At 63.9% G+C, this 25,693-nt stretch carries 24 protein-coding genes and 4 pseudogenes; 18 read left to right on the forward strand and 10 right to left on the reverse strand.

The annotated features are described in order from the left end of the window. Window positions 1–39: 39 nt before the first annotated feature. Genes IPP91_12540 through IPP91_12555 form a run of 4 tightly spaced genes read left to right on the forward strand, consistent with a single transcriptional unit; the run spans window position 40 to window position 4,020 of the window. The gene (locus IPP91_12540; protein MBL0142897.1) at window positions 40–1,878 is read left to right on the forward strand and encodes a hypothetical protein; all 1,839 of its coding nucleotides are present in this window, start codon (window positions 40–42) and stop codon (window positions 1,876–1,878) included. Window positions 1,879–1,891: 13 nt separating this feature from the next. After that, window positions 1,892–2,068: a hypothetical protein gene (locus IPP91_12545; GenBank protein ID MBL0142898.1), complete on the forward strand. Its 177-nt coding sequence runs from the start codon at window positions 1,892–1,894 to the stop codon at window positions 2,066–2,068. 20 nt (window positions 2,069–2,088) lie between these two features. Beyond that, window positions 2,089–3,390: a hypothetical protein gene (locus IPP91_12550; protein ID MBL0142899.1), complete on the forward strand. Its 1,302-nt coding sequence runs from the start codon at window positions 2,089–2,091 to the stop codon at window positions 3,388–3,390. A 9-nt stretch (window positions 3,391–3,399) separates the two neighbouring features. Then, on the forward strand, window positions 3,400–4,020 hold the full coding sequence (locus IPP91_12555) for a carboxypeptidase regulatory-like domain-containing protein (protein ID MBL0142900.1): 621 nt from the start codon (window positions 3,400–3,402) through the stop codon (window positions 4,018–4,020). Between the two features lie 72 nt (window positions 4,021–4,092). Here the strand turns inward: IPP91_12555 and IPP91_12560 are convergent. After that, window positions 4,093–5,201 (reverse strand): annotated as a pseudogene (locus IPP91_12560) (IS3 family transposase). 332 nt (window positions 5,202–5,533) lie between these two features. Then, complete coding sequence (locus IPP91_12565; GenBank protein MBL0142901.1) at window positions 5,534–5,875, reverse strand: hypothetical protein; 342 nt, start codon at window positions 5,873–5,875, stop codon at window positions 5,534–5,536. 595 nt (window positions 5,876–6,470) lie between these two features. On the opposite strand from IPP91_12565, the gene IPP91_12570 reads away from it, so the two are divergent. Both IPP91_12570 and IPP91_12575 read left to right on the forward strand, forming a co-directional pair. After that, window positions 6,471–7,649: a hypothetical protein gene (locus tag IPP91_12570; GenBank protein MBL0142902.1), complete on the forward strand. Its 1,179-nt coding sequence runs from the start codon at window positions 6,471–6,473 to the stop codon at window positions 7,647–7,649. Between the two features lie 83 nt (window positions 7,650–7,732). Continuing rightward, complete coding sequence (locus IPP91_12575; GenBank protein ID MBL0142903.1) at window positions 7,733–8,122, forward strand: Ig-like domain repeat protein; 390 nt, start codon at window positions 7,733–7,735, stop codon at window positions 8,120–8,122. Between the two features lie 37 nt (window positions 8,123–8,159). Here IPP91_12575 and IPP91_12580 read toward each other — a convergent pair whose 3' ends face one another. Continuing rightward, window positions 8,160–8,924: an ATP-binding protein gene (locus IPP91_12580; GenBank protein ID MBL0142904.1), complete on the reverse strand. Its 765-nt coding sequence runs from the start codon at window positions 8,922–8,924 to the stop codon at window positions 8,160–8,162. A 27-nt stretch (window positions 8,925–8,951) separates the two neighbouring features. Continuing rightward, window positions 8,952–10,448: pseudogene (locus IPP91_12585) on the reverse strand (IS21 family transposase). Window positions 10,449–10,638: 190 nt separating this feature from the next. Here IPP91_12585 and IPP91_12590 point away from each other — a divergent pair. Genes IPP91_12590 through IPP91_12620 form a run of 7 tightly spaced genes read left to right on the forward strand, consistent with a single transcriptional unit; the run spans window position 10,639 to window position 17,761 of the window. Further along, a complete protein-coding gene (locus IPP91_12590) occupies window positions 10,639–11,130 on the forward strand; it encodes a hypothetical protein (protein MBL0142905.1) in 492 nt (163 codons plus the stop codon). Then, the gene (locus tag IPP91_12595; protein MBL0142906.1) at window positions 11,073–12,278 is read left to right on the forward strand and encodes a hypothetical protein; all 1,206 of its coding nucleotides are present in this window, start codon (window positions 11,073–11,075) and stop codon (window positions 12,276–12,278) included. Before IPP91_12590 ends, IPP91_12595 begins: the two co-directional genes overlap by 58 nt. Window positions 12,279–12,295: 17 nt before the next feature. Continuing rightward, the gene (locus tag IPP91_12600; protein MBL0142907.1) at window positions 12,296–12,937 is read left to right on the forward strand and encodes a hypothetical protein; all 642 of its coding nucleotides are present in this window, start codon (window positions 12,296–12,298) and stop codon (window positions 12,935–12,937) included. Then, window positions 12,934–15,498 carry a hypothetical protein gene (locus tag IPP91_12605; protein MBL0142908.1) on the forward strand — a complete coding sequence of 855 codons (2,565 nt, stop codon included), beginning with the start codon at window positions 12,934–12,936 and terminating at the stop codon, window positions 15,496–15,498. The genes IPP91_12600 and IPP91_12605 overlap by 4 nt, the downstream gene beginning before the upstream one ends. Window positions 15,499–15,537: 39 nt before the next feature. Continuing rightward, window positions 15,538–16,494, forward strand: a complete 957-nt coding sequence (locus IPP91_12610) for a hypothetical protein (protein MBL0142909.1) — start codon at window positions 15,538–15,540, stop codon at window positions 16,492–16,494. A gap of 2 nt (window positions 16,495–16,496) precedes the next feature. Then, window positions 16,497–17,054, forward strand: a complete 558-nt coding sequence (locus IPP91_12615) for a hypothetical protein (protein MBL0142910.1) — start codon at window positions 16,497–16,499, stop codon at window positions 17,052–17,054. A gap of 38 nt (window positions 17,055–17,092) precedes the next feature. Beyond that, window positions 17,093–17,761: a hypothetical protein gene (locus IPP91_12620; protein MBL0142911.1), complete on the forward strand. Its 669-nt coding sequence runs from the start codon at window positions 17,093–17,095 to the stop codon at window positions 17,759–17,761. Window positions 17,762–18,088: 327 nt separating this feature from the next. Here the strand turns inward: IPP91_12620 and IPP91_12625 are convergent, their stop codons facing one another. The 4 genes and pseudogenes from IPP91_12625 to IPP91_12640 form a co-directional block, all read right to left on the reverse strand. Continuing rightward, entirely contained in the window at window positions 18,089–18,652 is a 564-nt protein-coding gene (locus IPP91_12625) for a hypothetical protein (GenBank protein ID MBL0142912.1), read from the reverse strand. Window positions 18,653–18,688: 36 nt separating this feature from the next. Beyond that, window positions 18,689–18,976, reverse strand: a complete 288-nt coding sequence (locus IPP91_12630) for a hypothetical protein (GenBank protein ID MBL0142913.1) — start codon at window positions 18,974–18,976, stop codon at window positions 18,689–18,691. Continuing rightward, window positions 18,973–19,764, reverse strand: coding sequence for a CPBP family intramembrane metalloprotease (locus tag IPP91_12635; protein MBL0142914.1), 792 nt, complete (start codon window positions 19,762–19,764; stop codon window positions 18,973–18,975). The genes IPP91_12630 and IPP91_12635 overlap by 4 nt, the downstream gene beginning before the upstream one ends. Window positions 19,765–20,019: 255 nt before the next feature. After that, a pseudogene (locus IPP91_12640) lies at window positions 20,020–20,268 on the reverse strand (IS3 family transposase). On the opposite strand from IPP91_12640, the pseudogene IPP91_12645 reads away from it, so the two are divergent. After that, a pseudogene (locus IPP91_12645) lies at window positions 20,269–20,493 on the forward strand (transposase). It begins immediately after the preceding pseudogene. Between the two features lie 484 nt (window positions 20,494–20,977). Here IPP91_12645 and IPP91_12650 read toward each other — a convergent pair. Further along, entirely contained in the window at window positions 20,978–21,358 is a 381-nt protein-coding gene (locus IPP91_12650) for a PIN domain-containing protein (protein ID MBL0142915.1), read from the reverse strand. Continuing rightward, entirely contained in the window at window positions 21,339–21,608 is a 270-nt protein-coding gene (locus tag IPP91_12655) for an AbrB/MazE/SpoVT family DNA-binding domain-containing protein (protein MBL0142916.1), read from the reverse strand. The genes IPP91_12650 and IPP91_12655 overlap by 20 nt, the downstream gene beginning before the upstream one ends. 192 nt (window positions 21,609–21,800) lie before the next feature. On the opposite strand from IPP91_12655, the gene IPP91_12660 reads away from it, so the two are divergent. The 4 genes from IPP91_12660 to IPP91_12675 all read left to right on the forward strand — a co-directional run bounded on the left by IPP91_12660 (window position 21,801) and on the right by IPP91_12675 (window position 25,558). Continuing rightward, window positions 21,801–22,199 carry a DUF2384 domain-containing protein gene (locus tag IPP91_12660; protein ID MBL0142917.1) on the forward strand — a complete coding sequence of 133 codons (399 nt, stop codon included), beginning with the start codon at window positions 21,801–21,803 and terminating at the stop codon, window positions 22,197–22,199. Beyond that, window positions 22,196–22,909, forward strand: coding sequence for an RES family NAD+ phosphorylase (locus tag IPP91_12665; protein ID MBL0142918.1), 714 nt, complete (start codon window positions 22,196–22,198; stop codon window positions 22,907–22,909). The genes IPP91_12660 and IPP91_12665 overlap by 4 nt, the downstream gene beginning before the upstream one ends. A gap of 179 nt (window positions 22,910–23,088) precedes the next feature. Then, window positions 23,089–23,616, forward strand: coding sequence for an ORF6N domain-containing protein (locus tag IPP91_12670; GenBank protein ID MBL0142919.1), 528 nt, complete (start codon window positions 23,089–23,091; stop codon window positions 23,614–23,616). A gap of 259 nt (window positions 23,617–23,875) precedes the next feature. Continuing rightward, window positions 23,876–25,558, forward strand: a complete 1,683-nt coding sequence (locus IPP91_12675; protein MBL0142920.1) for an NAD(P)H-dependent oxidoreductase subunit E — start codon at window positions 23,876–23,878, stop codon at window positions 25,556–25,558. Window positions 25,559–25,693 lie beyond the last annotated feature (135 nt).

Below are 25,693 nucleotides of genomic sequence, written 5' to 3' on the forward strand. Positions count from 1 at the left end.
CCGCGCGCCGTGGATTGGGCCATTCAAGCGGGCGCTACCGTGAAGCCGATTCTTGGTGGCAACAGGGAGAACCACTACAAGGTCTCGGATGCCCGGGAGGCCATGTGGCGTGCGCTCACGCTGAAGAAGGTCGGGGCCGGCGGAAGCCTGAGCGATGACGTGTGGCCCTCGGACTGGCAATCGGCCAGCAAGGAGGAGTTGCGCAAGGCCTACTGGGCGACGACGTTTCGTGCCCTTGGCGATGCGGCGCACCTGTTGCAGGACATGGCGCAGCCACAGCATACGAGGAACGACGCCCATTCCGGTCGCGCCTGCGTACCGGGCGTCGGATGTATGGGAGGTCACGACAGCTATTTCGAAAAGCACCTGCGGGCGCGCACATTGCGGGAGAGCTTCGTCTACCTTAAGGAGGGTATCGGGGGCGTTGATCTCTCGACTCTTGAAATCGGGATTGCCCCTGATCAGCTCGAGTACCAGGGATATGCGAAACCGGCTTTCAACAGCTACAGCGACTATTTCGCTACGGCGGTTCAGGGAGGAAACGCGAATGGACGGGGCCTCGCAAACTACAGTAACGCAGGCTTCTATTCCGTAGGCACCAATATCAACAGTGGCGCCGCGGCCGCCTATCCTCATCCCAACCCGACCGGCAGCGGCCTCGGTTACACAATTATCTCCGAGCCCGAGCTCAGGGACGGCGCCAAGAGACCGCTTGCCGGCAGTGTCATCTTTCGCGTGGGAGCGGTGCTGGACAACGTGACCGGCGCTCCGGAGCCGAACGTGAAGCTGGCGGCGATCGGAGCCTGGGACCAGTTCCTGCAGCAAAGGAACTCGACCTGGGGAAGCTACACACTCAACTACTACAACTACGACGACCAAGCGAAATTGCTCGTGCCCCGTGCCGTTGGTTACTCAGCCGGCCTCATCGACTACTTCTTCCGCGGCCAACTCTTCGTGGGCCCGCCGGCGGAGGGCGTCTTTGGTCTCATCGATCACGGCGATTCCGCCTCGAACTGCAAGGACACCTGCGGCTTCAAGACGATCAAGCTGAACCTGGCCAACAGCACGCCCGACATCGTGCCCTCGGGAGTCGGACAGGCGGCACAACCCCAGACGATGCCCGGCGGCACGGTCGTGGCAGTAGCCAAGTACCGACGCAACGGCGCGTGCTATTCAGCCGACCTGTCGAATGAATATGTCGAGGGAAGCGGGACGCTGCCCGAGACGTACTACGGCAACTGCGTGACGTCGGCCGTCGAGGACATCGTGGTCTCCGACCCCCTTCCGTCGCAGAGCATCCCGCCCTGCAATGCGTCCCTGGGCGGGGATTGCCAATCGAAGTCGATTCGGCTGGTATTCAACTTCGCCAATCCGATTCCGGTCAATGCCACGGACCTTCGCCTGCAGGTGGTCTACCGCGGTGCACTGGGAGCGGAGGCGGATGCGGTCGTGGTTCAGACGGTCGATTTGGCCGAGCCTAGCTACTACATTCCTGAACTCGACCGACTACATCAAGCTCGCAGATCGTGTCTTCACTCGGGACGAGATTGCCGCCTCCAGCGGGTTGTTGGAGCAGGTCCGGCCGACGAACTGCGTCGTGAACAACCAGCTTCTCGACAGTTGTCTCAGGCCGCTCGCGTTCGATTTCCCGCTCAAGGTGGGCCTTTCGCCCCCCGCGCCGGCAATTGCGCCGACGGTGCCCATTGTCCTGCCGGGCGTCCGGTCGTATGTTCGCCTGGCACTACTGGTTCCTCGGGACGCGACGGCTCCGTTCGATCATTCCGCGAGTTCATGCGTCCCGAGCGCAACACTCAATGCAAACGGAAGGGTATTCCAGGTGGACTATCCGCCGGTGGCGGGGTCGCCAGGCGACTATGAAGAGAGGAAGACGGTGATAAAGCTGCCGGTCCCCGTGCGCGGAGTCAGGAGCTGGGAGATGGTGGAGTGTGTTCTCAACGGGGACTTCTCGGATCCCACCGCTCTCGATGATCGCAAGACAAAGATGACCGTGCTGTCGGGGGGCGAACTGGTTCCGGTACCGGTTTCCGGGTTCACGTTCGGGAACTAGGCTGCACGACTGCTGCGTCCGTGAATTTCTACGCGGGGGCGAACGTGGTGGCGGTGGCGAATGCCAGCCCGTACACGGCCCCATGGACGAACACGCAGCCGGGGGCCTACTCGCTCATGGCGCTCGCCACCGACAGCGCGGGGGGCCTCACGCTCTCCGCTCCTGTCTCGGTGACGGTGAGTGCGCCGCAGCCGCCCGTGGTTGCCATCACCACGCCTGCGGACGGCGCCACCTTCACCTCGCCCGCCACCATCGCGCTCGCCGCCAATGCCACGGCCGCGGGGACGGCGACGATCGCGAAGGTGGAGTTCTTCAATGGCGCCACACTCGTGGGATCCGCGACGGGTGCCCCCTTCGTCTTCACCTGGACCAACGTGGCGGCGGGCACCTACGCGATCACCGCCAAGGCGACCGACAGCCGGGCGGCGACGGCCACCTCCGCCCCGGTGAACTTGACCGTGGCCGCCGGTCCACCGCCCCCGCCGGCACTTGCCATTGCGGCCGCGCCGGGCCTGGACGGCTCGACGGTGAACGAGAAGACGATGCTGGTGAACGGCACCATCACCGCTCCTGCCAACTCCGGGGTGACGGTGAACGGAATCTTGGCAACAGTGGGCACCGACAACCAGTTCTCGGTGAACGACGTGCCGTTGAGCGCCGGAGCCAACACGATCACCCTCGTGGTGACCACGCAGGATGGCGACACCGCGAGCCAGGCGATCACGGTTACGAGCAGCGGAGCGGCGGCACCATTCACCGTCTCGATCGACGAGCCCGACGGAATTGCGCCGCACACGGTGACGTTCACGATCACCGGGGGCGCTACACCGATCACGTCCATCGAGTTCGACGTGGACGGCAACGGGACGGTGGACATCACCACGCAGGGCATTCCGCCGGCGGGGGTGGAGGCAACGTACTCGAGTGCGGGGACGGTGCGGCCGAGGGTCACTTTCAAGGATGCCTCGGGCAGCGTGATCTATACCACGACCAAGCAGGTGCACATCGTGGATCCCATCGCGAAGTACAACATTCTCAAGGGCGTCTACACGGACATCGTCGGTCGACTGTCAGCCGGAAACGGGACATCGGCAAGCGGGCTCTTTGTCGAGGACAGGCAAACGGACTATCAGGACTTCTTCACACAGATCGGGTCGAATCTGGCGAGCGTCGCAGGACAGCTCGGGCAGCTCAGGGGCGGTTCGATTACGGGCAACCATGCCGAGCTGGTTGTTGTTCGAACCACGGCCGATGGCCCAACGGCCTTCATCATTCACGTCATTCGAGGCGCCGATGGTATCTGGCGCGTCGAGAGCATGTAGGGAGAACACATGAAGATCAGGCTCAGGCACATGGCGTGGGTAGGGGGGCTAGCCATCCTTTTCGGCTTGTACAGCGTCTACGCGGCGCAGGGCACCGTCATCGACGGCTCGACCGGCAAGCCGATGGCGGGCGTCCATGTCGTGGCCTCATGGACCGGCTCAGTGTCGATAGCCGTTCAGCCGTTCACGCGCTGCTACCGCGCCGAGGCGACGGTCACCGACGAGCGTGGCCGATTCAGCCTGTCGACCTTCTCCGGCAACTGGAATCCGATTCTGTGGGATAGGAACCGTTCGGTCTGGGTTCTCGCGCCAAGTTATACGATCTCGGACAAGAGTGACTTCGGCGAACTGAAGATCGTTCTGGAGCCCGCCAAAGGAACAAAGTCGGAGCAATTCAAATCCCTGCCGAGCAGCTACGTACTTGGATGCGGCGTCGACAATCGACAATTTCTGCCGTACTTGTTGGCACTGCACAAGGAAATGCTTCGCCTTGCCAGTACGCGTGACGAGCGACGGGTCGCATCCAGCAGGCTCTTTGATATCGAGGAAATTGAACTTGGTGAAAGGGAGGCATATCGACGGCTGAACGCCAGATCGCGCCTCGAGAATCTTGGAGGTGGCAATGATTGAGATTACCAAGGGCAGGTTATGCCTATTTATGCTGATGACCGCTTCTGACCTGCATGGGGATTTCCGGGCCATTCATAACTTGGAAATGGCCCCCGCGGTTGTGGAATCGTAGCGTAGCTTGAATTCAACGGGCGTGAGGTAGTCGTGACTCGAATGCGGACGCACATGGTTGAAGTGTCGGCGCCACTGCTCGATCACGACGCGGGGCCTCCTCGCGGCTTCGGAACCACTCGAGGCTCAGGCACTCGTCCCGGAATTTCCCGTTGAAACTCTCGTCGGTGCCGTTTTGCCAAGGCTTTCCGGGATCAATGTGGGCCGTATGGATGCCGGAGCGCGTCAGCCACTCGAGAATGGCGCGGCTGACGAATTCGGGGCCGTTGTCGGAACGCAAGGCCGTCGGCGCTCCGTGCAGACTCACCAGGCGCGAGAGCACCTCGATCACTCGATTCGAGCGGATGCTCCCGGCTACGTCGATCGCGAGGCATTCCCGGGTAAATTCATCGACTACCGTCAGGCACTTGATCTGCTGGCCGTTGGCGCAGGCGTCGAACACGAAGTCATAGGCCCAGACATGGTTCGGGGCTAGGGCGGCAAGGGACGCGGGCGGCTCGTCGCAATGCGGCGTCGCGGCCGGCGCCGCGGCAGTTGCAGTCCTGCCGACTTCCAGAGGCGATGAGCTCGTTCTGGCCCCATCCCGTGGCCCTCGCGTCCCAGAAAGATCCGGATGCGCCGATAGCCATAGCGCGGATACTGCGCCGAGAGCCTGCGCATGGCCGAAATCGCCGGCACGTCTCTTTCGGCTCGAATCGACTGGTATCCCATCATCGATCGCGCCACGCCAATCAGCCCGCACGCACGTCTGGTCGAGTGGCCGCGCTGCACGGCCAACACAACCTGCTCACGACGCGCCTGCGGGCTTACCACTTTCGCCGGTTGATTTCCTTCAGGGTATCGATCGCCATTTCCCGCTCGGCGAGCATGCGTTTCAACTTGGCGTTCTCGGCCTCCAGGGCGCGCAGCCGTTTGACGTCCGCAGGCTGGAGCTGTCCGAAACGCTTGCGCCAGCTGTACAACGTCTGGTCGCTGACCTTGTACTTGCGCGATACGTCGGCAATCGTAGTCCGGTCGGCCTCGCGCAACATCGCGACCATCTGTTCTTCTGTAAATCGGCTTTTCTTCATGGGCTCCTCTTGGCAGAGCAGGAGCCATTCTCTCAAGTTATGATCGGTCCGAAAAACCCAGGCAGGTCACTTCCATGGCCTCGCAGGGTTATGAAGTTTCGACACATGCAGCGCTTACCAATGCTGGGCTGGCGAAGACGAGCTTGAGTGCGTCCGGGAGCCTACTCAAGCGAGACCTAGGCATTCTTCCTTGGATAGTTCAACAACCCGATCAACCTTTTACTTCTGACAGCGGCTCATTTCACTTCAACTTCGGGGACGGCCAGGTGTTTGCCATTGCGCAAACCGATTACGAGGTCAAGACCCTCCGTGAACTACAGCTTCGAGGAGAGCTACTTAGCATTAATGGCTGGCTCATGCGAGGGGCGATTCGTGAAGACGACGGCGCGGACAATGTCCGTCGTTTGGTTGGGATTCCTGTGGACGATCCCTTCCCGCCGTTGATAAATCGATTCTGCAATCATTTCCTTGATCCGGTCGTTCAGAGAACGCAGTATGGTCGCGCGCTTTCCAATTTCTGCTTCTGGGAAAGCCCTGTATTCGATTCCGCCCAGTGGACCCTTGGGAGCCTGGAACCATTCGCTTCGATGCCGGCTGAGTGGACATTGCGGCGCAATCACTACACCGTTGTCGATGCCCGTGAGGCGATGGCGTGCACTTACCTTGACCGACAAGGCGGGAAATGCACTGGCAAGGCAGGTCGGGTCCTACACGTTTGCCTTCGAAGAGCTCCGTCGCTTCTATTGGGCCACGACGTTTCGAGCGCTGGGGGATGCCGTGCATGCCATTCAGGATATGGGGCAACCTCAGCACACTCGAAACGAGAGCCACGGATTCATGGATAGTGGGTACGAAAAATACATCGATGCTCGTGCCAGGCAGCTTCCCGAATACAAGATCGATGGCTTTCAGTTGATCGCAACAAAGGGGACGCCGCCTGTTCTCGCTTACGACAGTGGCTATCCCATTCCCCGATTCAAGCGCTATAGCGATTACTGGAGCACTCGGCTGGGACCGAATTCGGATGCGCGCTATGCAGGCTTGGCCGACTACTCCAACCGCGGCTTCTTTACGATCGACTCCAACATCGGCAATTCGACCTACCCGCTTCCTTCACCCTCGGCCTCGAGCTACGGCAGGATTAGGGCGGATTCGGGTTACTTCGGGACATCGGCTACGTATCTAATGGGCAGCGTGCCGGATGACCTGACGAACTCCTTGGATCCCGTGTCGATGTCGACCGAGGGCGTGTTTGTCGGACTTGTAGGAATGACGCCAACTGTTCGGCGGCAGTACACTCTGTCCAAGCGAAACTACGACGACCGGGCGAGCTTGCTCATTCCGAGGGCAGTCGCATACAGCGCGGGATTCCTCGACTATTTCTTCCGCGGCACGATGCAGATCAGCCTGCCGGACGACGGCGTGTACGCCGTCATGGACCAATCGCAGTTCACGCCCACGATGTCTTCGAGCGGCTTTACGAAGGTGAAGTTGAAGCTCGCCAACACGACGCCGGCGATCGGCACCGGGCAGGGTTCGGCCCAGGACATGACTGGCGGGCGGCTCGTGGCGGTGGCGAAGTTCCGGCGAGCGAAGACGACCTATTCCACGGACCTGAGCGGGGATTGCGGGGCGCCGAACCAGTCCTTCCCCGCATGTCGCGGCGACGTGGAGGACATCGTCGTGTCTTCGGCCGTCACGCTGCCGGACGGTTCGCCCGTGACGTCGGCTACCCTCGTGGCCGGCGCCGCCCCTCAGGAGTTCCACTTCACGTTTTCCGAAGCCATCCCCCTCAACGTGACGGACCTGTACCTGCAAGTGGTCTATCGCGGGCCGCTGGGGAGCGAAGCCGACGCGGTGGCGGTGACCACGAAGAACACCCCGGAGCCGACCCACCTGTCGATCTTCAACCTCACGGACTCAGTGGCCTGCTACAAGGGTGCTTGGTTCAAGCTCAACGCGGACGGATCGGTTCTGGCGACGGTGGCGGCCACGATCGTCGCCGATGGCAACAATCCCGCAAGTCTCGCTCCGCAGACATTCTCGCGCTCGAGCGTGACGTTCAAGGGGCCCTTCACGTACCCGCTCTCCGCCAACGGGCCGCTCGCCACCGTGACCAATATCGCGCCGGGCTCGTTCTACCGGCTGGCGGTCCTCACGGACGACCAGAAATCGTTCGACTACGACATCCAGAACTACGAGTTCTATGCCGAACGGCCCCTGAGCACGGCGGCGAACTCGATCGACTACGACACGGGCACGCCGAACACGATGAGCAGCCTCCTCACGAAGATCCGGGATGCGAACACCTTCGTCTATGGATTCGGGTATCGCTTCCTCGGTGCCGATTGCGCGAACACGCCGAGCCCGCCACTGGACGCCGCTGCTGCCGGCGGCGGGACCTTTGCGACCCCGACGCTGGTCCCGGTCACCACGCTGGCGTTCTAGGCGATCGTCGCTACGTTGCGGTGCCCGGTCATCCGAGCGCAGTCAGTTGCTCCGCCGCCGGGACTCGCGGCCTGGCGGTAGCGGTGAACCCGGCCGGCAGCGCGTGGATCGCGGGCAACGCCCCCACGGGCACCGTCACCTTCCGCGATGGCGCCGCGACGCTCGGCACGGCCGCGGTCAGCGGCACCACCGCGCAGCTCGTCACATCCACGCTCGCGGGCGGCGCGCACTCGCTCACCGCCTCGTACGCGGGCGACGCGCACAACAACCCGAGCGCCTCGGAGGCCGTCGTGCTGAGCCTCACCGATCCGCTCACGCCGCCCACGCTCGGCATGTCGGGAATTGCCGACGGCGCCTCCTTCGTCACCAATTCCGGAAACACCTGGACGAGCGGTGCGGATTCCGGTGAAGTCGGGCCGGCGTTCCGGCGGAAGCCGGGCCATCGTTCCGGTCGATGCCGGGCCGTGGCGTGATGCGGGTAGCGCACTGTCGCTGAGTTGATGGGAGGCGTCAATGTGCCTTGGTGCGTGTTGGTGGTTTCGGGTTGGTGGTCTTCTGCTTTCGCATCGAGTCGCCCTTGAGGGCGAGGCGATAGCTGTTGTGAACGAGCCGGTCGAGGATTGCGTCGGCAAGGGTGGGGTCGGCCAGGTGCGTGTGCCACTGTTCGACGGGCAGTTGGCTGGTGACGATGGTGGAGCGGCGGTCATAGCGGTCGTCGAAGATTTCCAGGAGGTCGCGCTTGGTCTGCTCGGCGAGCGGGGTGAGGCCGAAGTCGTCGAGGACCAGGAGGTCGACCTTGGCCAGGAGCTTGAGGAAGGCGGAGCGGTTTTGCAGCGCGTGATAGCGGGCGAGTTCATCGACGAGCCGCGGCAGGCGGAAGAAGCGCACCGAGAAGTCCGCACGGCAGGCCGAGTGGGCGAGCGCGCAGCCCAGGAAGCTCTTTCCGACGCCGGTGGGCCCGGTGATGAGCACGTTCAAGTGTTCGGCGATCCAGGCCAGGTCGCGCACCCGGACCATGGCGCCGGGGTCGAGGCCGCGAAGGGCGCTCGTGTCCATGTCCTCGATGACGGCGCCCTGCGGCAAGCGAGCCCAGCGCAGGCGCTGTGCCAGGCGAGCCGAACCGCGCTCGGTGATCTCGTGCTGGATCATGAGCCCGAGGCGCTCCTCGAAGGTAAGTTGCGAACGATCCGGGGTGCACAGTTGCTGCTCAAGGGCGGCGGCCATGCCGCGCAGGCGCAGTTGCTGGAGTTGCTCGACGAGCGGTTGGGTCAGCATCGATGTCCTCTGGGGTGGGTGACGGGCCTACTGGAAGTACTTCTCGCCGCGCACGTTGTCGTGCTCCAGGGGAGCGCGGCCTGGGCGGGCGGGGCGGGCGCGGGCGTGTTGATGAGCGTTCGAAGCGAGCGGTAGCTGAAGCTGCGGATCGCAACCGCCCGCGTGGCGGCCCCTCGAGCGCCTCGGGGCTGAAGTCGCGCGCAAGGCGAAGGATCCCCAGGCTCGAGCGCAGGCACTCCTCGGGATGGCGCCTGCGGTGCAGTTGCTCGGTGAGCACCTCGGCGGTGGCCGGTCCGATGGCCAAGGCGCGCTGCATCAAGCGCTCGTGGGTGAGGTCGATGACGGCGCTGTGCCGCTCGGGACGATGATCGGCGAGGGTCACGAACTGCCCGCGCGAGGGCGCACGCAGGTGCGTGGCGACCAGGTGCTGGCGATGGAAGATCTCAATCACACGCGCGCTCAGGCGTACCTCGACCGTGCGTCCGACCAGCTTGTAAGGCACGGAGTAGTAGGCGCGCTCGACCTCGACGTGATAGTCCAGGTGCACCTTGGCCTTCTTCCAGGTGGCGAATTCGTAAGGCCTGTGCGGAAGCGGGCGCAGCGCCGCACGCTCGATGTCGGCAAACAGGCTCGCGCGGCACCCTTCGCGCTTCTTGAAGGGGCGAGCGTTGAGATCGGCCACGAGGAGCGCGATCGCGGCATTGAGTTCGCCAAGCGAGAAGAACGTCCGGTTACGAAGACGGGCAAGGATCCAGCGCTCGACCACCAGCACGCCCGCCTCGACCTTGGCCTTGTCGCGGGGCTTTCGCACCCGCGCCGGCAGAATCGCCACCGCGTAGTGCTCGGCGAAGTCCTGGTAGGCGGGATTCAAGTCCGGCTCGTAGCGGTGCGCCTTGTGGACGGCGCTCTTCAGGTTGTCGGGCACGAGGGCACGAGGAACGCCGCCGAGGAATTCCAGAGTGCGCACCTGGGAGCCCAGCCAATCGGGCAACGCCTGCGTCCAGGTCGCTTCCGCATAGGTGTAGCTGCTCGCGCCCAGGACGGCCACGAAGATCTGGGCCGCGCGCAGCTCCCCGCTCGTGCGATCCACGACCGGCATCGTCTGCCCGGCGTAATCGAGGAAGAGCTTGTCGCCGGGAACGTGGTTCTGGCGCAGGACCAGATCCTGGTTGGCGAGCCAGCGCCGGTACTGGTCGCAGAAGACGCTGTACTGCCAGCCATCGGGGAGCCTCGCCTTGTACTCCTGCCAGAGCAATTGCCGCGTCACCCCGGGGCGCTTGACGCATGCAGAAACGCGAAGTCCGGCTGCGGGGTGCGAGACAGCGGCACCTCGCGCTGGTAGAGCCGCGCCTGAAGGCCCGCCTCGTCAAGCCCGGCCGGCAGCGGCCAGCCCACGCCCGCCGCGTGCGCGCGGCGCAGGCACTCCTGCACCGTCGAACGGGCGCTCCCGACGGCCGCGGCAATCTCGCGGTCGCTCAGACGGACTTCAAACTTGAGACGCAGAACCTCTCGGATCTTCCGCATGGGTAACCTCGGTTGCGCCACCGCCGGACTCCTTCCAGATGGGAAAGGAGCCCACGGTAGCCCTGGTTACCCGCATCACCCCGGCCGGCATGGACCGGAACGCTGGCCCGGCATGCTCCGGAATGGTGGCCCGGCATGCTCCGGAACGCTGGCCCGGCATGGACCGGAATCCGCAAGCGGCACCGTCACCGTGAACGCGAACGCCGCGCCCGGCAACACACTTACGCGGGTGACGATCTACCTCGGCGGCAGTTACTTCTATTGGAACGTCGCCAGCCCCACGGCCTACCAGGTCTGGAACCTGCCGGCCCTGGCCCCGGGCGTCTACACGATCTTCGCCACCACGCAGGACAACCAGGGCCACATCACGACCACGCCGGCAGTGCGCTTCGTCGTGAATGGCTCGAGTGCCACCCCGCCCACGGGCGTGGCGATCACCTCACCGTTTCCCGGGGCGAGCTTCATTTCGCCCGAGACCGTTTCGATGACGGCCACCGCCTCGCCCGCCTCCGGCAAGACGATTTCGAGCGTGAGCTTCTACGCGGGGCGAACGTGGTGGCGGTGGCGAATGCCAGCCCGTACACGGCCCCGTGGACGAACACGCAGCCGGGGGCCTACTCGCTCATGGCGCTCGCAACCGACAGCGCGGGGGGCCTCACGCTCTCCGCTCCTGTCTCGGTGACGGTGAGTGCGCCGCAGCCGCCCGTGGTTGCCATCACCACGCCTGCGGACGGCGCCACCTTCACCTCGCCCGCCACGATTGCCCTCGCCGCCAATGCCACGGCCGCGGGGACGGCGACGATCGCGAAGGTGGAGTTCTTCAATGGCGCCACACTCGTGGGATCCGCGACGGGTGCACCCTTCACCTTCACCTGGACCAACGTGGCGGCGGGCACCTACGCGATCACCGCCAAGGCGACCGACAGCCGGGCGGCGACGGCCACCTCCGCCCCGGTGAACTTGACCGTGGCCGCCGGTCCACCGCCCCCGCCGGCACTTGCCATTGCGGCCGCGCCGGGCCTGGACGGCTCGACGGTGAACGAGAAGACGATGCTGGTGAACGGCACCATCACCGCTCCTGCCAACTCCGGGGTGACGGTGAACGGGATGCTCGCGACCGTGGGCACGGCAGGGGAGTTTGCCCTGAACGAGGTGCCCTTGAGTGCCGGGGCCAATACGATCACGCTCACGGTGACCACGCAGGACGGGAACACGGCGAGCCAGGTGATCACGGTTGCGAGCAGTGGCGCTGCCGCGCCCTTCTCGGTGAGCGTGGACGAGCCCGACGGGATTGCGCCGCACACGGTGACCTTCAGCGTGACGGGGGGATCGACCCCGGTCACCTCCATCGAGTTCGACGTGGACGGCAATGGGACGGTGGATCTCACCACAACCGGTATTCCGCCGGCGGGGGTGCAGGCGACTTACAGCACGGCCGGGACGGTGAGGCCGAGGATCACGTTCAAGGATGCCTCCGGCACTGTGATCTACACGACCACGAAGCAGGTGCACATCGTGGACCCGGCGGACAAGTACGACCTGGTGAAGGGCGCCTTCTCGGACATGGTGAACCGGCTCAAGGCGGGAACCAACGCCACGGCGCTCAATCTCTTCTTCGGACATGCCCGGTCTACCTACGAGGACGTGTTCACGAGGCTGGGCGCGGACCTTCCGACGGTAGCCAATCAACTCGGGACAGTGGAGAGCATCAACTTCTCGAAGAGCTCGGCCGAGGTGATCATGTCCCGAATGGTGAACGGCACAAAGCAGATATTCATGATCTACCTGATGCGCGGCGAGGACGGCATCTGGCGGATCGAATCGTTGTGAGGCGAACGGAGAGCGACATGGAAACGAGACAGGTGAAGACCTTCGTGGTGGCCGCGGCGATGATCGTGTGCGGAATGTCGGGGAGCACGCTCGCAGCGGGGGGCAACCCACTTTCCTTCGGCAAGTCGGACTTCGAGATGACGGGGCGCGTGTACGACGATGCGACCAAGGAGCCGATCGAGGGGGCGTATGTGGTGGCGCTTTACTACGAGGGCATCGTCGGACCGGCTGCTTTGACAAAGCGGTGCAAGCGCGCCAAGGGAATGTACACCGGCAAGGACGGCACGTTTCATTTCCCGGTTGAGAAACTCGATGGCCTGAATCCTGGGATGGCCATGGCGATCAAGCCTGGCTACTTCAGCCTGTGGGCCGTGCTGGCGGAACCGGAGGCCTGGCGCAAGCAGACAAAGGAGGCCTACACGGGCCGCGACCTGCCGCTGAAGAAGCAGGATCCCCAGAAGCCATCGTGGCAGCACGGTCATGGCGATGTCTATTGCACGGGAGCCGATTGGCGCGAAGACGTCGAGGCGGCGATCGAATTCATAACGATAAGGCTTGCTGAGGCAAAGCGCTTGGGCGCCGGAATTCAGGGAACTAGGGCGATAGAAAGCATGATTGAAGACCTACAGTCGCTTCCATCGAGAAAGAGGGGCAAGTGAACATGACGAAGCGGATTGGTCGTCGTTTCTACTCTGGCGTGGCGAGATCATGGATGGCCGCATTTGCGTTGTCTTCACTCACAATTGCCAATGCGTTCGATTTGGCGACGCACGCAGCGATGACGTCCGAAGCAGCTGCCGCCTCGCAGATTACGCGAGATCCGAATGCAAGCACGATACTCAAACGTCTGGGCATTGTGGATCTTCCGTTCAGCTCGGGTCAGTTGGATAGGAGTCTCGGAAAGAACTACGTGTATCAAGGTAGTGTGCCATCCCCGGCGGCGGGAATAGCTATCGAGGCCAGAGTAATGGGCCGCATTCGAGATTCGCGAACGGGGCTACAAGTTGCCGACGACTTTTCCGCCTCGGGTTGGTTCATGCGCGGCGCGATTCGCGAAGACGACAACACACTCGAAACCCCTGATGGCGACGATCCGGGCGGCGTGTTCGACCGCGTGTTCGGACACTTCTTCGATCCCGTCCTCAATCGCGGATTGACGGTACCGCTGCTCGGGACTCAACCCAGAGCGGTTGAATGGGCGCTATCGGATGCGGCTCGCGTCCAACCGGTTATCGGCAGTGGCCGCGCCAACCAGTTCAAGATCGCCGATGCCCGCGAAGCGATGTGGCGTGCCCTTACGCTGAAAACCGGCTCATGGACGGACGCCGTTGTCCCGAGCGGCTGGGACACCCTTCCCGCGACGAAGGAGGCCATTCGCAAGGCCTACTGGGCTACGACGTTCCGGGCCCTGGGCGACGTCGTTCACCTGCTCCAGGACATGGCGCAGCCGCAGCACACGAGGAACGACGCTCACTCGGGGCGGCTTTGCGCGCCCGGCGTCGGTTGCTACGGCGGCCATGCGAGCTTTTTCGAGAACTATCTTGCTGCACGGACAATCTCTGAACCGACTTTCTCTCTTGAAGAGGGTCTGGGTGGCGTTGTTCTCTCAAGCCTGCAAGTCAACATCAGTTCGCCTCAGCTTGCCTATGCGAACTACCCCCCGCCGCGATTTACGAACTATGCCGACTATTTTTCGAAGGGAACCAATGCGGAAGGACAGGGGCTCGCGAATTACAGCAATCGTGGCTTCTATTCATTTGGCACGAACGTCAATAGCGCCGCGGCCGCTCAATATCCCGATCCTAGCCCGACAGGCAGCGGCCTGGGCTTCAGGACGGTGACGAGCGGCTTGACGGACCGGCTTGGCAAGGCGGTGACCGGGAGCGTGACGTTTCGCACCGGTGCTGTTCAGGACAAGGTGATCAATGCCACGGCGATCGATGTCAAGCTCGCGACCACCGGGATGTTCGACCAGTTTCTGATCGAACGAAATGCGGGTCCGAGCCAGTACACGCTCAACTATGTCAACTACAACGAGCATGCGGACCTGCTGGTACCCAGGGCTGTCGGCTACTCGGCCGGCCTTGTCGACTACTTCTTTCGTGGGCAGATGTACGTCGCCCCACCTGTCGAGGGCGTCTATGCCGTGATCGATCACGGAAGCGCTGCCTCGAACTGCGAGAACACCTGCGGCTTCGCGAAGGTCAACCTGAAGGTGGCGAACGCCACTCCTCCGATCTTTCCGCCGGCTCCTCAGGGCCCGGTAGAACCGGTCGCACAGACGCTGGGTGCCGGCATGCTCGTTGCCGTCGCGAAATTCCGACGGAACACCTGCTACACGACCAACCTCTCGGGCGAGTACGACAGCGCCACCGGCGAGACGGTCGTCCAGTACTACAACCGCTGTGTCGCCTCGCAACCGGAGGAGATCGTGGTGTCGGAGTCCCAGAACGTACTGAACCTTCCGGCCTGCGACCGCACTGTGTTGGGAGATTGCCCGGGCAAGGCGGTTGCGAAGGCGTTCAATTTCCCGACGCCGATCCCGATCAACGCGGCATCAATCGCGCTACAAGTCGTGTTCCGCGGGTCGTTGGGGTCGGAGGCCGATGCGGTCGTCGTCGAGACGGTGGACGTGTCGGAGCCGACCTACTTCACCTACATGAACGCGACGGACTACATCAAGATCGAGATGGGCCTCTACACTCGTAGCCATGTGATCGGGGATCCTTCGCTGCTTTCGAAAGTGGAGCAAGCGATGCCCGGTTGCATCGTCAACGGCCAACTCAAGGACACGTGCCTTCAGCCCTTCCCCATTTCTTTCCCCCTCAGGTGGGGCAATCCGGGCACCACCGTGGTCAATGCGCTGCTCGACCTCGCGCAGCCCGGCACCTTCAGCCGCTTCGCGATGCTGCTGGATCCCCACCAGTATGCCGCCATTGACCAGAGCGGCACGCCCTGCGAGCCCAAGTTGCCCGTCAACGTCCTCTGGCGGCTAACGCAGGAGCGGCTCATCAACATACCGGGCCAAAATGCGCAGGAGTTCCTTGTCACCGACTCACTAAGCGTTCGGGGGGTCAAGAGCGATGGAATGGTGGTTTGTCACAACCAGGGAGACGGATTGAGCCAGTCGCTCCCCACGCCGGTACTTTCGACGATGCCGGCCTTGGTCGGAAACAACGCGAATCCGGTGCCCATTCAGCAATTCGCGGTCGGGCCTTGAGGGGAGGGTGCCGAACCGCGCGGCCACGATAGCGGCACCGTGAGCGCCGGAACCGCCCAGCTCGCCACCACGCAGGACAACCAGGGCCATACCACGACGCTCGCCTCGGCGCGCTTCGTGGTGAACGCCTCGGGTTCCACGCCGCCCACGGGTGTGGCGATCACCGCACCGCTCGTCGGGGCGAGCTTCATCTCGCCGGAGACGATCTCGATGACGGCCACGGCCACCCCCGCCTCCGGCAAGACGATTTCGAGCGTGAGCTTCTACGCGGGGGCGAACGTGGTGGCGGTGGCGAATGCCAGCCCGTACACGGCCCCGTGGACGAACACGCAGCCGGGGGCCTACTCGCTCATGGCGCTCGCAACCGACAGCGCGGGGGGCCTCACGCTCTCCGCTCCTGTCTCGGTGACGGTGAGTGCGCCGCAGCCGCCCGTGGTTTCGATCACCACGCCTGCGGACGGCGCCACCTTCACCTCGCCCGCCACCATCGCGCTCGCCGCCACCGCCACGGCCGCGGGGACGGCGACGATCGCGAAGGTGGAGTTCTTCGATGGTGCGACACTCGTGGGATCCGCGAATGCCGCACCCTTCGCCTTCACCTGGACCAACGTGGCGGCCGGCACCTACGCGATCACCGCCAAGGCGACGGACAGCCGAGCGGCCACGGCCACCTCCGCCCCGGTGAGCTTGACGGTGGCCGCCGGTCCCCCGCCTCCGCCGGCACTTGCCATCGCGGCCGCGCCGGGCCTGGACGGCTCGACGGTGAACGAGAAGACGATGCTGGTGAACGGCACCATCACCGCTCCTGCCAACTCCGGGGTGACGGTGAACGGGATGCTCGCGACCGTGGGCACGGGGGGGGAGTTTGCCCTGAACGAGGTGCCCTTGAGTGCCGGGGCCAATACGATCACGCTCACGGTGACCACGCAGGACGGGAACACGGCGAGCCAGGTGATCACGGTTGCGAGCAGTGGCGCTGCCGCGCCTTCTCGGTGAGCGTGGACGAGCCCGACGGGATTGCGCCGCACACGGTGACCTTCAGCGTGACGGGGGGATCGACCCCGGTCACCTCCATCGAGTTCGACGTGGACGGCAATGGGACGGTGGATCTCACCACAACCGGTATTCCGCCGGCGGGGGTGCAGGCGACTTACAGCACGGCCGGGACGGTGAGGCCGAGGATCACGTTCAAGGATGCCTCCGGCACTGTGATCTACACGACCACGAAGCAGACGCACATCGTGGACCCGGCGGACAAGTACGACCTGGTGAAGGGCGCCTTCTCGGACATGGTGAACCGGCTCAAGGCCGGAACCAACGCCACGGCGCTCAATCTCTTCTTCGGGCACGCCAAGGCGACCTACCAGGATGTCTTCGATAAGCTCGGCACTGACTTGCCGTCGATCGCCAACCAACTGGGAAGCGTCAAGAGTATTTCGTTCTCCCATTCCCGGGCAGAGTTGATCCTCTCCCGCGACGCGCATGGAAGCACCTCCGTGTTCCCGGTCTACCTGATGCGCGGGGAAGACGGGATCTGGAGAATCGAGTCGATGTAATTCGGCTCGCGCGCGAGCCATCAAAAGGGAATCAGATCATGAAGCTGCACAGAGTCTTGTCCTGCCTGGCCGTCCTGCTGGCCGCCTCAATTGCCCTTGCCGGCGATGCGAGAGCCAGCGGGGGATCACCGCTTTCCTTCGGCAAACCCGATTTCGAACTCACCGGAACGGTATATGACACCACGACGAAGCAGCCGATCGAGGGCGCCTACGTGGTCGCGCTGTACTACAAGAGCATCGTCGGACCGGCGGCCATGGCCATCTGGTGCGTGAAGACGCGTGGGATGTACACGGGAAAGGACGGGACATTCCACTTCCCGGTGGAGAAGCTGGACGGCGACAGCCCGCTTTCCGTGAACGCGATCAAGCCTGGTTACTACAGTGACAGGCCCGTAGTGCCCTCGCCGGAGGTGAGAAAGAAGCAGGGGCGCGAGGCCTACACGGGGCGCGATCTTCCCTTGATTCTGCAAAACCCCGCCAAGCCGGAATTTCGCTTCGGATCGGGGGACGTGTTCTGCAATCACGCCGAGACGAAGCAGGATGCGGCGGCGGGGGTCGAGTTCCTCAAGATAGAGCTGGCGGAGTTCATTCAACTGGGGGCGGATGAAAAGACCATTCAGGTGACCAGGAGAATGATTCAAAGGCTCGAGTCGCGTCCAGAAGTCGCTCCCGCAAAGCCTGCGCCGACAGTGGAAACAATCAAGTAAGTGTCATGCGCTCCACCGAACAGCTTTCCCAGTGACGTTTCTCCGTGACTCGATGAGACCGAAGACATGAAAATACTCGTGCTGATAGGATCTTGCATTGCATTATTTACGGCGGGTGGGGGCGCATGGGGGTTCGATCAACGCACGCACGCTGCGATGACGTCAGAGGCGATTGCGAGTTCGCGTTTCACGCGCGATCCCAATGCGAGCACTTTGCTGATGCGACTCGGGCTATTCGACTTTACGCAGAACTTTACGGGTCGCTATCCCGGCCTTGGAACTCGATACATCGACTTGGGCGCCGACGTTCGGGCACGCAACAGCCTCTCAATCGAAGCTGAAATGATTGAACAACTGTCGAGGAAAGCCATTACTGAACTCACCATTCCCGACCAGTTTACGATCACGGGCTGGTTCATGCGCGGGGCGATTCGTGAGGACGACAACACTTTGGAGGCGCCCGCGCCGATAGGGGACGAGCCCGATGGTGTCTTCGATCGGGTCTTCGGCCACTTCTTCGATCCCCGGAACAATCGCGGGCTGACCTTCGTCGGCGTGAACATCGGGTCGAGAGCCCCGGACTGGGCGCTTCAGTCCGACGCCACGGTGCTGAGCACCTCTGGCGTCCGGAAGAATCATTTCAAGATCTCCGATGCACGCGAGGCCATGTGGCGCGCGCTCACGCTTCGCGACGGAAGTGGAGCGCCGGTGACCGCCGTGGAAAGCATCACGCAACCGGCCGATCTCAGAAAGGCCTATTGGGCGACCACGTTCAGGGCGCTGGGCGATGCGGTGCACCTGATCCAAGACATGGCGCAGCCCCAACACACGCGAAATGACATCCACTCCGGAAGAGGTTGTGTTCCGAGCGTGGGCTGCCTTGTCGGGCACGATAGCTTTTTCGAGAGATATCTTCGGCAGCGGACGCTAAGAAGCGACCAGTTCCAGCTGGAAGAGGGCTTCGTAAAACCATTGCCCGTCGGAAGCGTTCCCAAGATCAAGAAGGCGCAACTCAAATATGACGGCTACACCAAGCCGTCCTTTGCAAGTTACGCCGATTACTTTGGTACCTCGATAGGCGATGACAACGCTGCCGGCAAGGGACTGGCGAACTACAGCAATCGGGGTTTCTACAGTTTCGGCACCAACATCGGAAGCGCCGCGGCGATACTTTCCTATCCTTCCCCGAGTCCCATGTTGTTCAAGCCAGCTCAACTGCCGCGATTTGGACGCGGTATGAATCGGCCTCGAACGTGCGCGCGGTGCAGCAATAGTGCGCTCGCTAGTGACCACACCAGCAGCGCCGAAGCTGAGGCCTCCACCCCGTACGCTCCACCGCTCAGCCACGCGGGGCCGCTCATCGCGCCGTGCAGCCAGCCCTCGGCGGCATGGCCTGAAACTGGCACCGAGAACACGGCCGAGAACAGGTAGTTCCAGGCGAAGTGCATGCCGATGGGCAGCCACAGGCGCTGGCTGAGTTGATAGGCAGCCGTGAAGGCGAGTGAAGCCGCTGCTGTCACCAGCACGCCCATCACGCTGATATCGCCTGGCAGGTGGGCGACCACGAAAACCAGGGTCGAGAGCATCAGCGCACGCCAGCTGCCCCAGGCATGCTCGGCAATGCGGAAGATTACGCCGCGGATCAACAATTCCTCGAACACCGAGACCAGAAGCATCTCGGGGATCTGCTTGAGGAGCGGGAAGGCGTCGCCGTAGCCCTCGATGCGGTATACACCGAGCCCACCCAGTGGCGCAAGGGTGAGCAGCCCCAGCACCACGCCGAGCCCGGCACCGCGCGTCCATTCGGCCAGCGCGCCCGAGCCGCCAAGTTCGTTGACTTCACGCCGCTCGACCCGGTTCGCATAGGCCCAGTAGCCCATCGCACAAGCGAGCGCCGCCACCAAGTTCGGCCAACCGACGAGCCTGTCCTTGGGCAGCAAGGCTTCCAACAGAGCGAAGCTCAGCGCCAGCGCCAGAAACATTGCCAGCGATGCGGCGAGCATCCGCGCGAGCGGATGGCGGAGTGCCCGACGCCAGCGCGGGCTGGACCCGGACTTAGGTGACGGGTAGGTTTGGGGAGTGGGCGTCATGTCGGAGGACGTTGTGCCTGGAAACGCTGAGGGTCCACCTCAGAACGTGAAGCGGGTGCCAACGGTCAGCGCGTTGCCCTTGATTTTGTCGGAAATCTTGTCGTAGCTTTCTGGAGTTACCAGGATTCAGTGGACACCCTTCCTTCTGGCGTTGTGTGCCACCTCGAACTACTCCGGGCTCAAGCCGCCTAGGTGGCTTTGACGGCGGGTCTTATTGTAGAAGGCCTCGATATAGTCGACTAAATCGGCGATAGCGAGTTCACGATTCTTGTAAATGTGCTTCTTGATTAGCTCCTTCTTCAAACTGTTGAAGACGGACTCTGCGACGGCATTGTCCCAGCAGTTGCCTTTGCGGCTCATGCTGGGCTCGAGGTGATTGGCACCACAGAAGCGCCGCCAGGAGTCGCTTCCGCACTGTACACGAGCCTTGCCTTCGGTCAGCGTTGCCGCATGCTCGGCGTGCGGCCATCGATGGGCAGCGTCGGCGACGCCTACGACAACGCGATGGCTGAAAGTTTCTTCGCCAGCCTCGAGTGCGAACTGCTCGACAGGAAAAGCTTCGAGACCAAGTCGCAGGCCCGGCTGGCCCTCTTCAGCTACATCGAGGGCTGGTACAACCCGCGGCGGCGACACTCCGCGCTCGGCCGGGTATCGCCGGCCACGTTCGAGAGCAATCACGCCGCACAGACGTCCCTGAAAGCCCGAAATGCAGCGCTTGAACCCGCTTGAAATCCAAGCGGCAGACCGTCCGCGGAACCGGGTCAACTCCACTCGATGCGCCCGTTCAGCCACGGACAGTGCGGATCGGCGTGTTCATGCCGGATACCGAGAACCCGGAGTGCGAAGCGAAGGAGCCTTGCCGTGAATACGCTCTCGTTGTTGGTGCGAATCGACCAAGGCTTGCCGTATCGCTCGATCGCATCCAATAGCGCCCGAAGAAGGGTCACGGCCGCCTTGGCCGCGAGGGCGCGAAGGGTAACGGATAGACGGCGGCAGGAACGAAGTGCCGTCCGCGTGAGGTTCCGCGAAGTGGGGCGAAGACGGGCGCGAGGAAGATGAACCATACGAAGAGGACGAGCATGCGCGGGCAAAGCCGCGGATTCTACGTGGGCCCCACCGTTTCTGGTCAGAGGCGGGTCGCGCCGTCGAGTTTGGCCAGGTTCCTGTCGAAGGTCCCGAGAGGAACGTGCCCCGCCTTGACGGCCAACTCGAGCATCAGGCAATCGGAAAATCCGAGCGCCGGCTTGGCGCGGAAGCGCGCGAGCGCGGATGCCACGACTTCGGGGTCCTGGAGCGTGAGCTGCTTGTGTTCCAAAAGCATCTCGATGGCGCCGGCGATCCGGCGCGAATCGAGTTCGTATACGGAGGACAAGACCCAGGTCGCCCCCGCGAGTGCAAGGACGGAGACCCATGCCCCATCGATAACGAACGACTCTGCCGCCATCGCTTGCCTGGCGTTATCCCGGACGATAAGCCGGACAAGGACGTTAGTATCGACCGCGCGCATGGCGCTTCCGGATGTGCTTGGCGATGCCCGCCTTCATGTCTTCGACCGAGGCCTGCGCGGGGGGTCCGCCGGGGAACAGGGCCTTGTGAATGTCGTCGGAGGAATACCGCCCTGCGTGGCGAACCACGACTCGCCCCTCTTCTTCGACCCATTCGATCACCGAGCCCGGGCCGACGCCCAGCTTGCGCCGGACCTCGGCGGGAACAGAAATCTGTCCCTGCCGGGTGAGCTTGGAGTGTGCGATGGCCATGGGGTAAATTACCACGGTAATGTACGCGAGCGCAATCGATTTGCGACACCCGGAGTCCCGGTGAAGTCGACCAACCCCGGCGTCCCCGGGCCATGCACGGCCTGGCAACGGCCTCGAAGGGCTGGCGCTTCGGGTCGGCGGCGTTGCACATGAAAGAGTTGGCGTGTAATATTGCAGATGAAAGGACGCCCGATGCCCGCTTCCCCCTCTCCCGTACGTCGTACCCGCCCCCGCCGCGAGCCCGCCGCGGATGCCGTGCTCACGAAGGCGGTCCTGCGTGCCGGCGGGCTCCTCGCCCTGACCAACGCGGTTCTGGCGCGCACCCTGGGCGTGAGCGAGGCGGGCGTTTCCCGCCTCTCGACGGGCCTGCGCACCATCGACCCGAGCAGCAAGGAAGGGGAACTCGCGCTCCTGCTGATCCGCGCCTACCGGTCCCTCGATGCACTCGTGGGCTCGGACGAGGCGGCGCGGCGCGCGTGGATGACGAGCCACAACCGCTTTCTGAACGGCAAGCCCGTGGCCCTCATCGAGCGCGCGGAGGGGCTGGCCGCGGTGGTCGTGTACCTGGACGCCATGCGGGCGCCTGCGTGAAGCCGGCCTGGAAGGCCACGTGGTTCGAGCGCGGGGTGCGTTCCAGGCAAGCGGCCCTCTGGCGCGGCGTGGAGGCGCAGCATGTTGTCGCCACGATGCGCCTCGTGGACGGTCTCGCCGAGCAGGAAATGCTCGAATCCCTGATCGAGGCCAGCAAGCCGCCCGTGCCGGCTGGCGCGCAGGGCTTGCATTTCCTGCTCTTCACCCCGTTTCGCTACCGTTCGCCGATCGCGTCGCGCTTCCGGGGCGTAACCGATCCCGGCGTCTGGTATGGGGCGGAGGAGATCGAGACGGCCTGCGCGGAAGTGGCCTACTGGAAGTGGCGCTTCCTGCAGGACAGCGAAGGGCTCCAGGGACGCACGCTGTACACCGGGCACACGTTGTTCATGGCGGGGGTGCGAGGCCGTTGCGCGGACCTGACTGCGCAGCCCTGGAGCGCCTCGGCCAGGACCTGGAGCCACAAGAGCGACTACGCGGGGTGCCGGATGCTCGCGCGCGAGGCTCGCGATCGGGCCGTGAAGTGGATTCGCTACGCCTCGGCGCGCGCGGAGCAAGGCATCTGCGGCGCGGTGCTCGAACCGGAAGCCCTGTCGATCGCCGAGCCCCTGCGCCAGCAGACGTGGGCCTGCAGCACGACGCGCGAAGGGGCGTTCATGAAGCACGCGGCCAGCGGGCAGGCCCTGGAGTTCCCGGCGGCCCGGTGGGCGTGAGTCCTTGTGCTTGGCTCGGGTCAAGCCCAAGCTGCCCGCAATCGCCACCCGCCTCGCAGGGCCACGACCAATGCCGAATTGCAAAATCCCGGCCGGGTTGATCGGGATTTCGGGAAGGAAGCGGCCAACCAGCTCGTCAGAATGATCGCCCGGTCCATCACGGGACGGGCTCGTCTGCCGTGTCACCCACTGCCGCCACGCCCGAGAACGTCGCATCCCTCATCCTCTTCCTGAGAGGGGAGAAGGTGCTGTTGAGCGAGCATCTCGCCGCGCTCTACGCAGTGCCCGTCAAGGCGCTGAATCAGGCCGTGAAGCGCAACATCGAGCGATTCCCGGAGGATTTCATGTTCCAGCTCACGACCGGGGAGGCGAATGCGATCCTGCGTTCAAGGTCACAATCCGTGACCTTGAAACGGGGTCGGAACGTCAAGTACCTCCCCTATGCCTTCACGGAGCAAGGCATCGCGATGCTGTCGAGCGTCCTGCGCTCGCCGAACGCGGCGGAGGTAAATATCGCGATCATGCGCACCTTCGTCCAGTTGCGCCGCCTCATGGACTCCAATCGGGACCTCGCGCGCAAGATCGAGGCGATGGAGCGGAAGTACGACGAACAGTTCGCGGCTGTCTTCAACGCCATCAGGCAATTGATCGCCGATGACCGGGAACGAAAGGCGCAGCCCAAGCGTCGTATCGGATTCAATACCTGAGGCGAACATGCCCAAGGCGCGCCTTCCGACCAAACCGTGCCGGTTCTCCGGGCAAATCGGCCAACTTGGCGCAGCGGGGCCCTTGCGCCTCAAATCGGGCTCGCGCCTCCTCGGGACGCGCTTGACTCGGGTCAAGCCCAATTTAGGTGCGATTTCGGTAGTCTAGTCACCTGAATCCCCAGCCCTTGCCCCGACGCGAGGGTGCCGCCCCCCGGACTGCCAGCCAAGCCGGTCCCGTGTAGACAACCAAGAGCACGCCATGAGCGACCGCGTCGCCATTCCGCTTTCGAAGATCCGCAAGGCCCGTCCCACGCCGAAGGGCCGCGCCGTCGAGGCCGTTGCCCGCGGGGAGATTGCCTCGCTCCTGGGCGCCGCACCCCTCGAACGCGAATTCCTCATCGAGAACCTGCACAAGGTGCAGGACCGCTTCGGGAGCCTCTCGGCCGCGCACCTGGCCGCGCTGGCGGAACTGATGAAGCTCTCGCAGACGGAAGTGTTCGAGGTGGCCACGTTCTACCACCACTTCGATGTCGTGAAGGAGGGCGAGGCGGCGCCGCAGAAGCTCACGGTGCGGGTGTGCGACACGCTCTCCTGTCAGATGGCCGGGGCGCAGGGCCTCCTCGATCGCCTCAAGATCACGCTGGGTCAGAATGTCCGGGTCGTCTCCGCGCCGTGCATCGGGCGCTGCGAGCAGGCGCCGGCGGTCTGCGTCGGCCAGAACGCCTTCGGGAATGCGACGGTGGAAAAGGTCGCCAACGCCGTGAAGGAGGGCAACGCGAAGGCCCCGAGAACCTCCCATATCCCGTACGCGGAATACCGGCAGAAGGGCGGCTATGCGCTGTGGGCCGATTGCGTGGGCGGCAAGCGCGACCTCGAGAGCGTCCTCAAGACCATGGAGGACGCCGGGCTTCGTGGCCTGGGCGGCGCCGGCTTCCCCACCGGCCGCAAGTGGCGCATCGTCCGCGCCGAAGCGGGCCCGCGCTACATGGCCGTCAACATCGACGAGGGCGAGCCGGGCACCTTCAAGGATCGGTACTACCTCGAACGTGACCCGCACCGCTTCCTCGAGGGCATGCTCGTCGCCGCCTGGGCGGTGGGCGTGGAGAAGATCTGGATCTACCTGCGCGACGAATACCACGGCTGCCGCGAGGCGCTCGAGCGCGAAATCGCGGCGCTCAAGGCCGACCCGCCGGGACCGCTGCCGCAGATCCACCTTCGCCGCGGCGCGGGCGCCTACATCTGCGGCGAGGAATCCGCGATGATCGAGTCGATCGAGGGCAAGCGCGGCATGCCGCGCCTTCGCCCCCCGTACGTCGCGCAGGTGGGCGTCTTCGGCCGCCCGACGCTCGAGCACAACTTCGAGACGCTCTTCTGGGTGCGCGAGATCCTGGAGAAGGGCGCCGGGTGGTTCGCCTCCCAGGGGCGAAACGGCCGCAAGGGGCTGCGCTCGTTCTCGGTGTCCGGCCGCGTGAAGAAGCCGGGCGTGCACGTGGCGCCGGCGGGTATCACCGTGAAGGAACTCATCACGGAATTCTGCGGCGGCATGCTCGACGGCCACGAGTTCCACGCGTATCTCCCCGGTGGCGCCTCGGGCGGGATCCTGCCGGCCTCGATGGGCGACATTCCCCTCGACTTCGACACGTTGCAGCCGCACGGGTGCTTCATCGGCTCGGCGGCGGTGATCGTGCTCTCGAACCAGGACAAGGCGCGCGACGCTGCGCTCAACATGATGCGTTTCTTCGAGGACGAGTCCTGCGGCCAGTGCACCCCGTGCCGCGTGGGTACCGCGAAGGCCGCGAAGCTCATGCAGGCGCCGAAGTGGAATGCCGCGCTCCTGGAGGAACTCTCGCAGGCGATGGCCGACGCCTCCATCTGCGGGCTGGGGCAGGCGGCGCCCAACCCCATTCGATGCGTGATCAAGCACTTCCCGGACGAAATTTGACGCGCCGGCGCACGCAATGGGCCAAAGACGGGGACACGGATGAACACGGATGAACACGGATTGATTGGAGTTGATTCCGATCATGTCGGTCGCGATGGCGAATTGCGCCACCGTGAATGCAGGATTCCATTCGCT

Source organism: Betaproteobacteria bacterium (genome assembly GCA_016720855.1).
Lineage (GTDB): Bacteria > Pseudomonadota > Gammaproteobacteria > Burkholderiales > Usitatibacteraceae > FEB-7.

Coding starts and splice junctions, on each gene's coding strand:
- IPP91_12570 (MBL0142902.1), top strand. CDS start 6,471: ATGACGCCAACTGTTCGGCGGCAGTACACTCTGTCCAAGCGAAACTAC.
- IPP91_12620 (MBL0142911.1), top strand. CDS start 17,093: ATGAAGCTGCACAGAGTCTTGTCCTGCCTGGCCGTCCTGCTGGCCGCC.
- IPP91_12655 (MBL0142916.1), bottom strand. CDS start 21,608: ATGGCCATCGCACACTCCAAGCTCACCCGGCAGGGACAGATTTCTGTT.
- IPP91_12660 (MBL0142917.1), top strand. CDS start 21,801: ATGCCCGCTTCCCCCTCTCCCGTACGTCGTACCCGCCCCCGCCGCGAG.
- IPP91_12600 (MBL0142907.1), top strand. CDS start 12,296: ATGGAAACGAGACAGGTGAAGACCTTCGTGGTGGCCGCGGCGATGATC.
- IPP91_12595 (MBL0142906.1), top strand. CDS start 11,073: ATGGCGCTCGCAACCGACAGCGCGGGGGGCCTCACGCTCTCCGCTCCT.
- IPP91_12635 (MBL0142914.1), bottom strand. CDS start 19,764: ATGCTCGCCGCATCGCTGGCAATGTTTCTGGCGCTGGCGCTGAGCTTC.
- IPP91_12675 (MBL0142920.1), top strand. CDS start 23,876: ATGAGCGACCGCGTCGCCATTCCGCTTTCGAAGATCCGCAAGGCCCGT.
- IPP91_12580 (MBL0142904.1), bottom strand. CDS start 8,924: ATGCTGACCCAACCGCTCGTCGAGCAACTCCAGCAACTGCGCCTGCGC.
- IPP91_12650 (MBL0142915.1), bottom strand. CDS start 21,358: ATGCGCGCGGTCGATACTAACGTCCTTGTCCGGCTTATCGTCCGGGAT.
- IPP91_12555 (MBL0142900.1), top strand. CDS start 3,400: ATGAAGATCAGGCTCAGGCACATGGCGTGGGTAGGGGGGCTAGCCATC.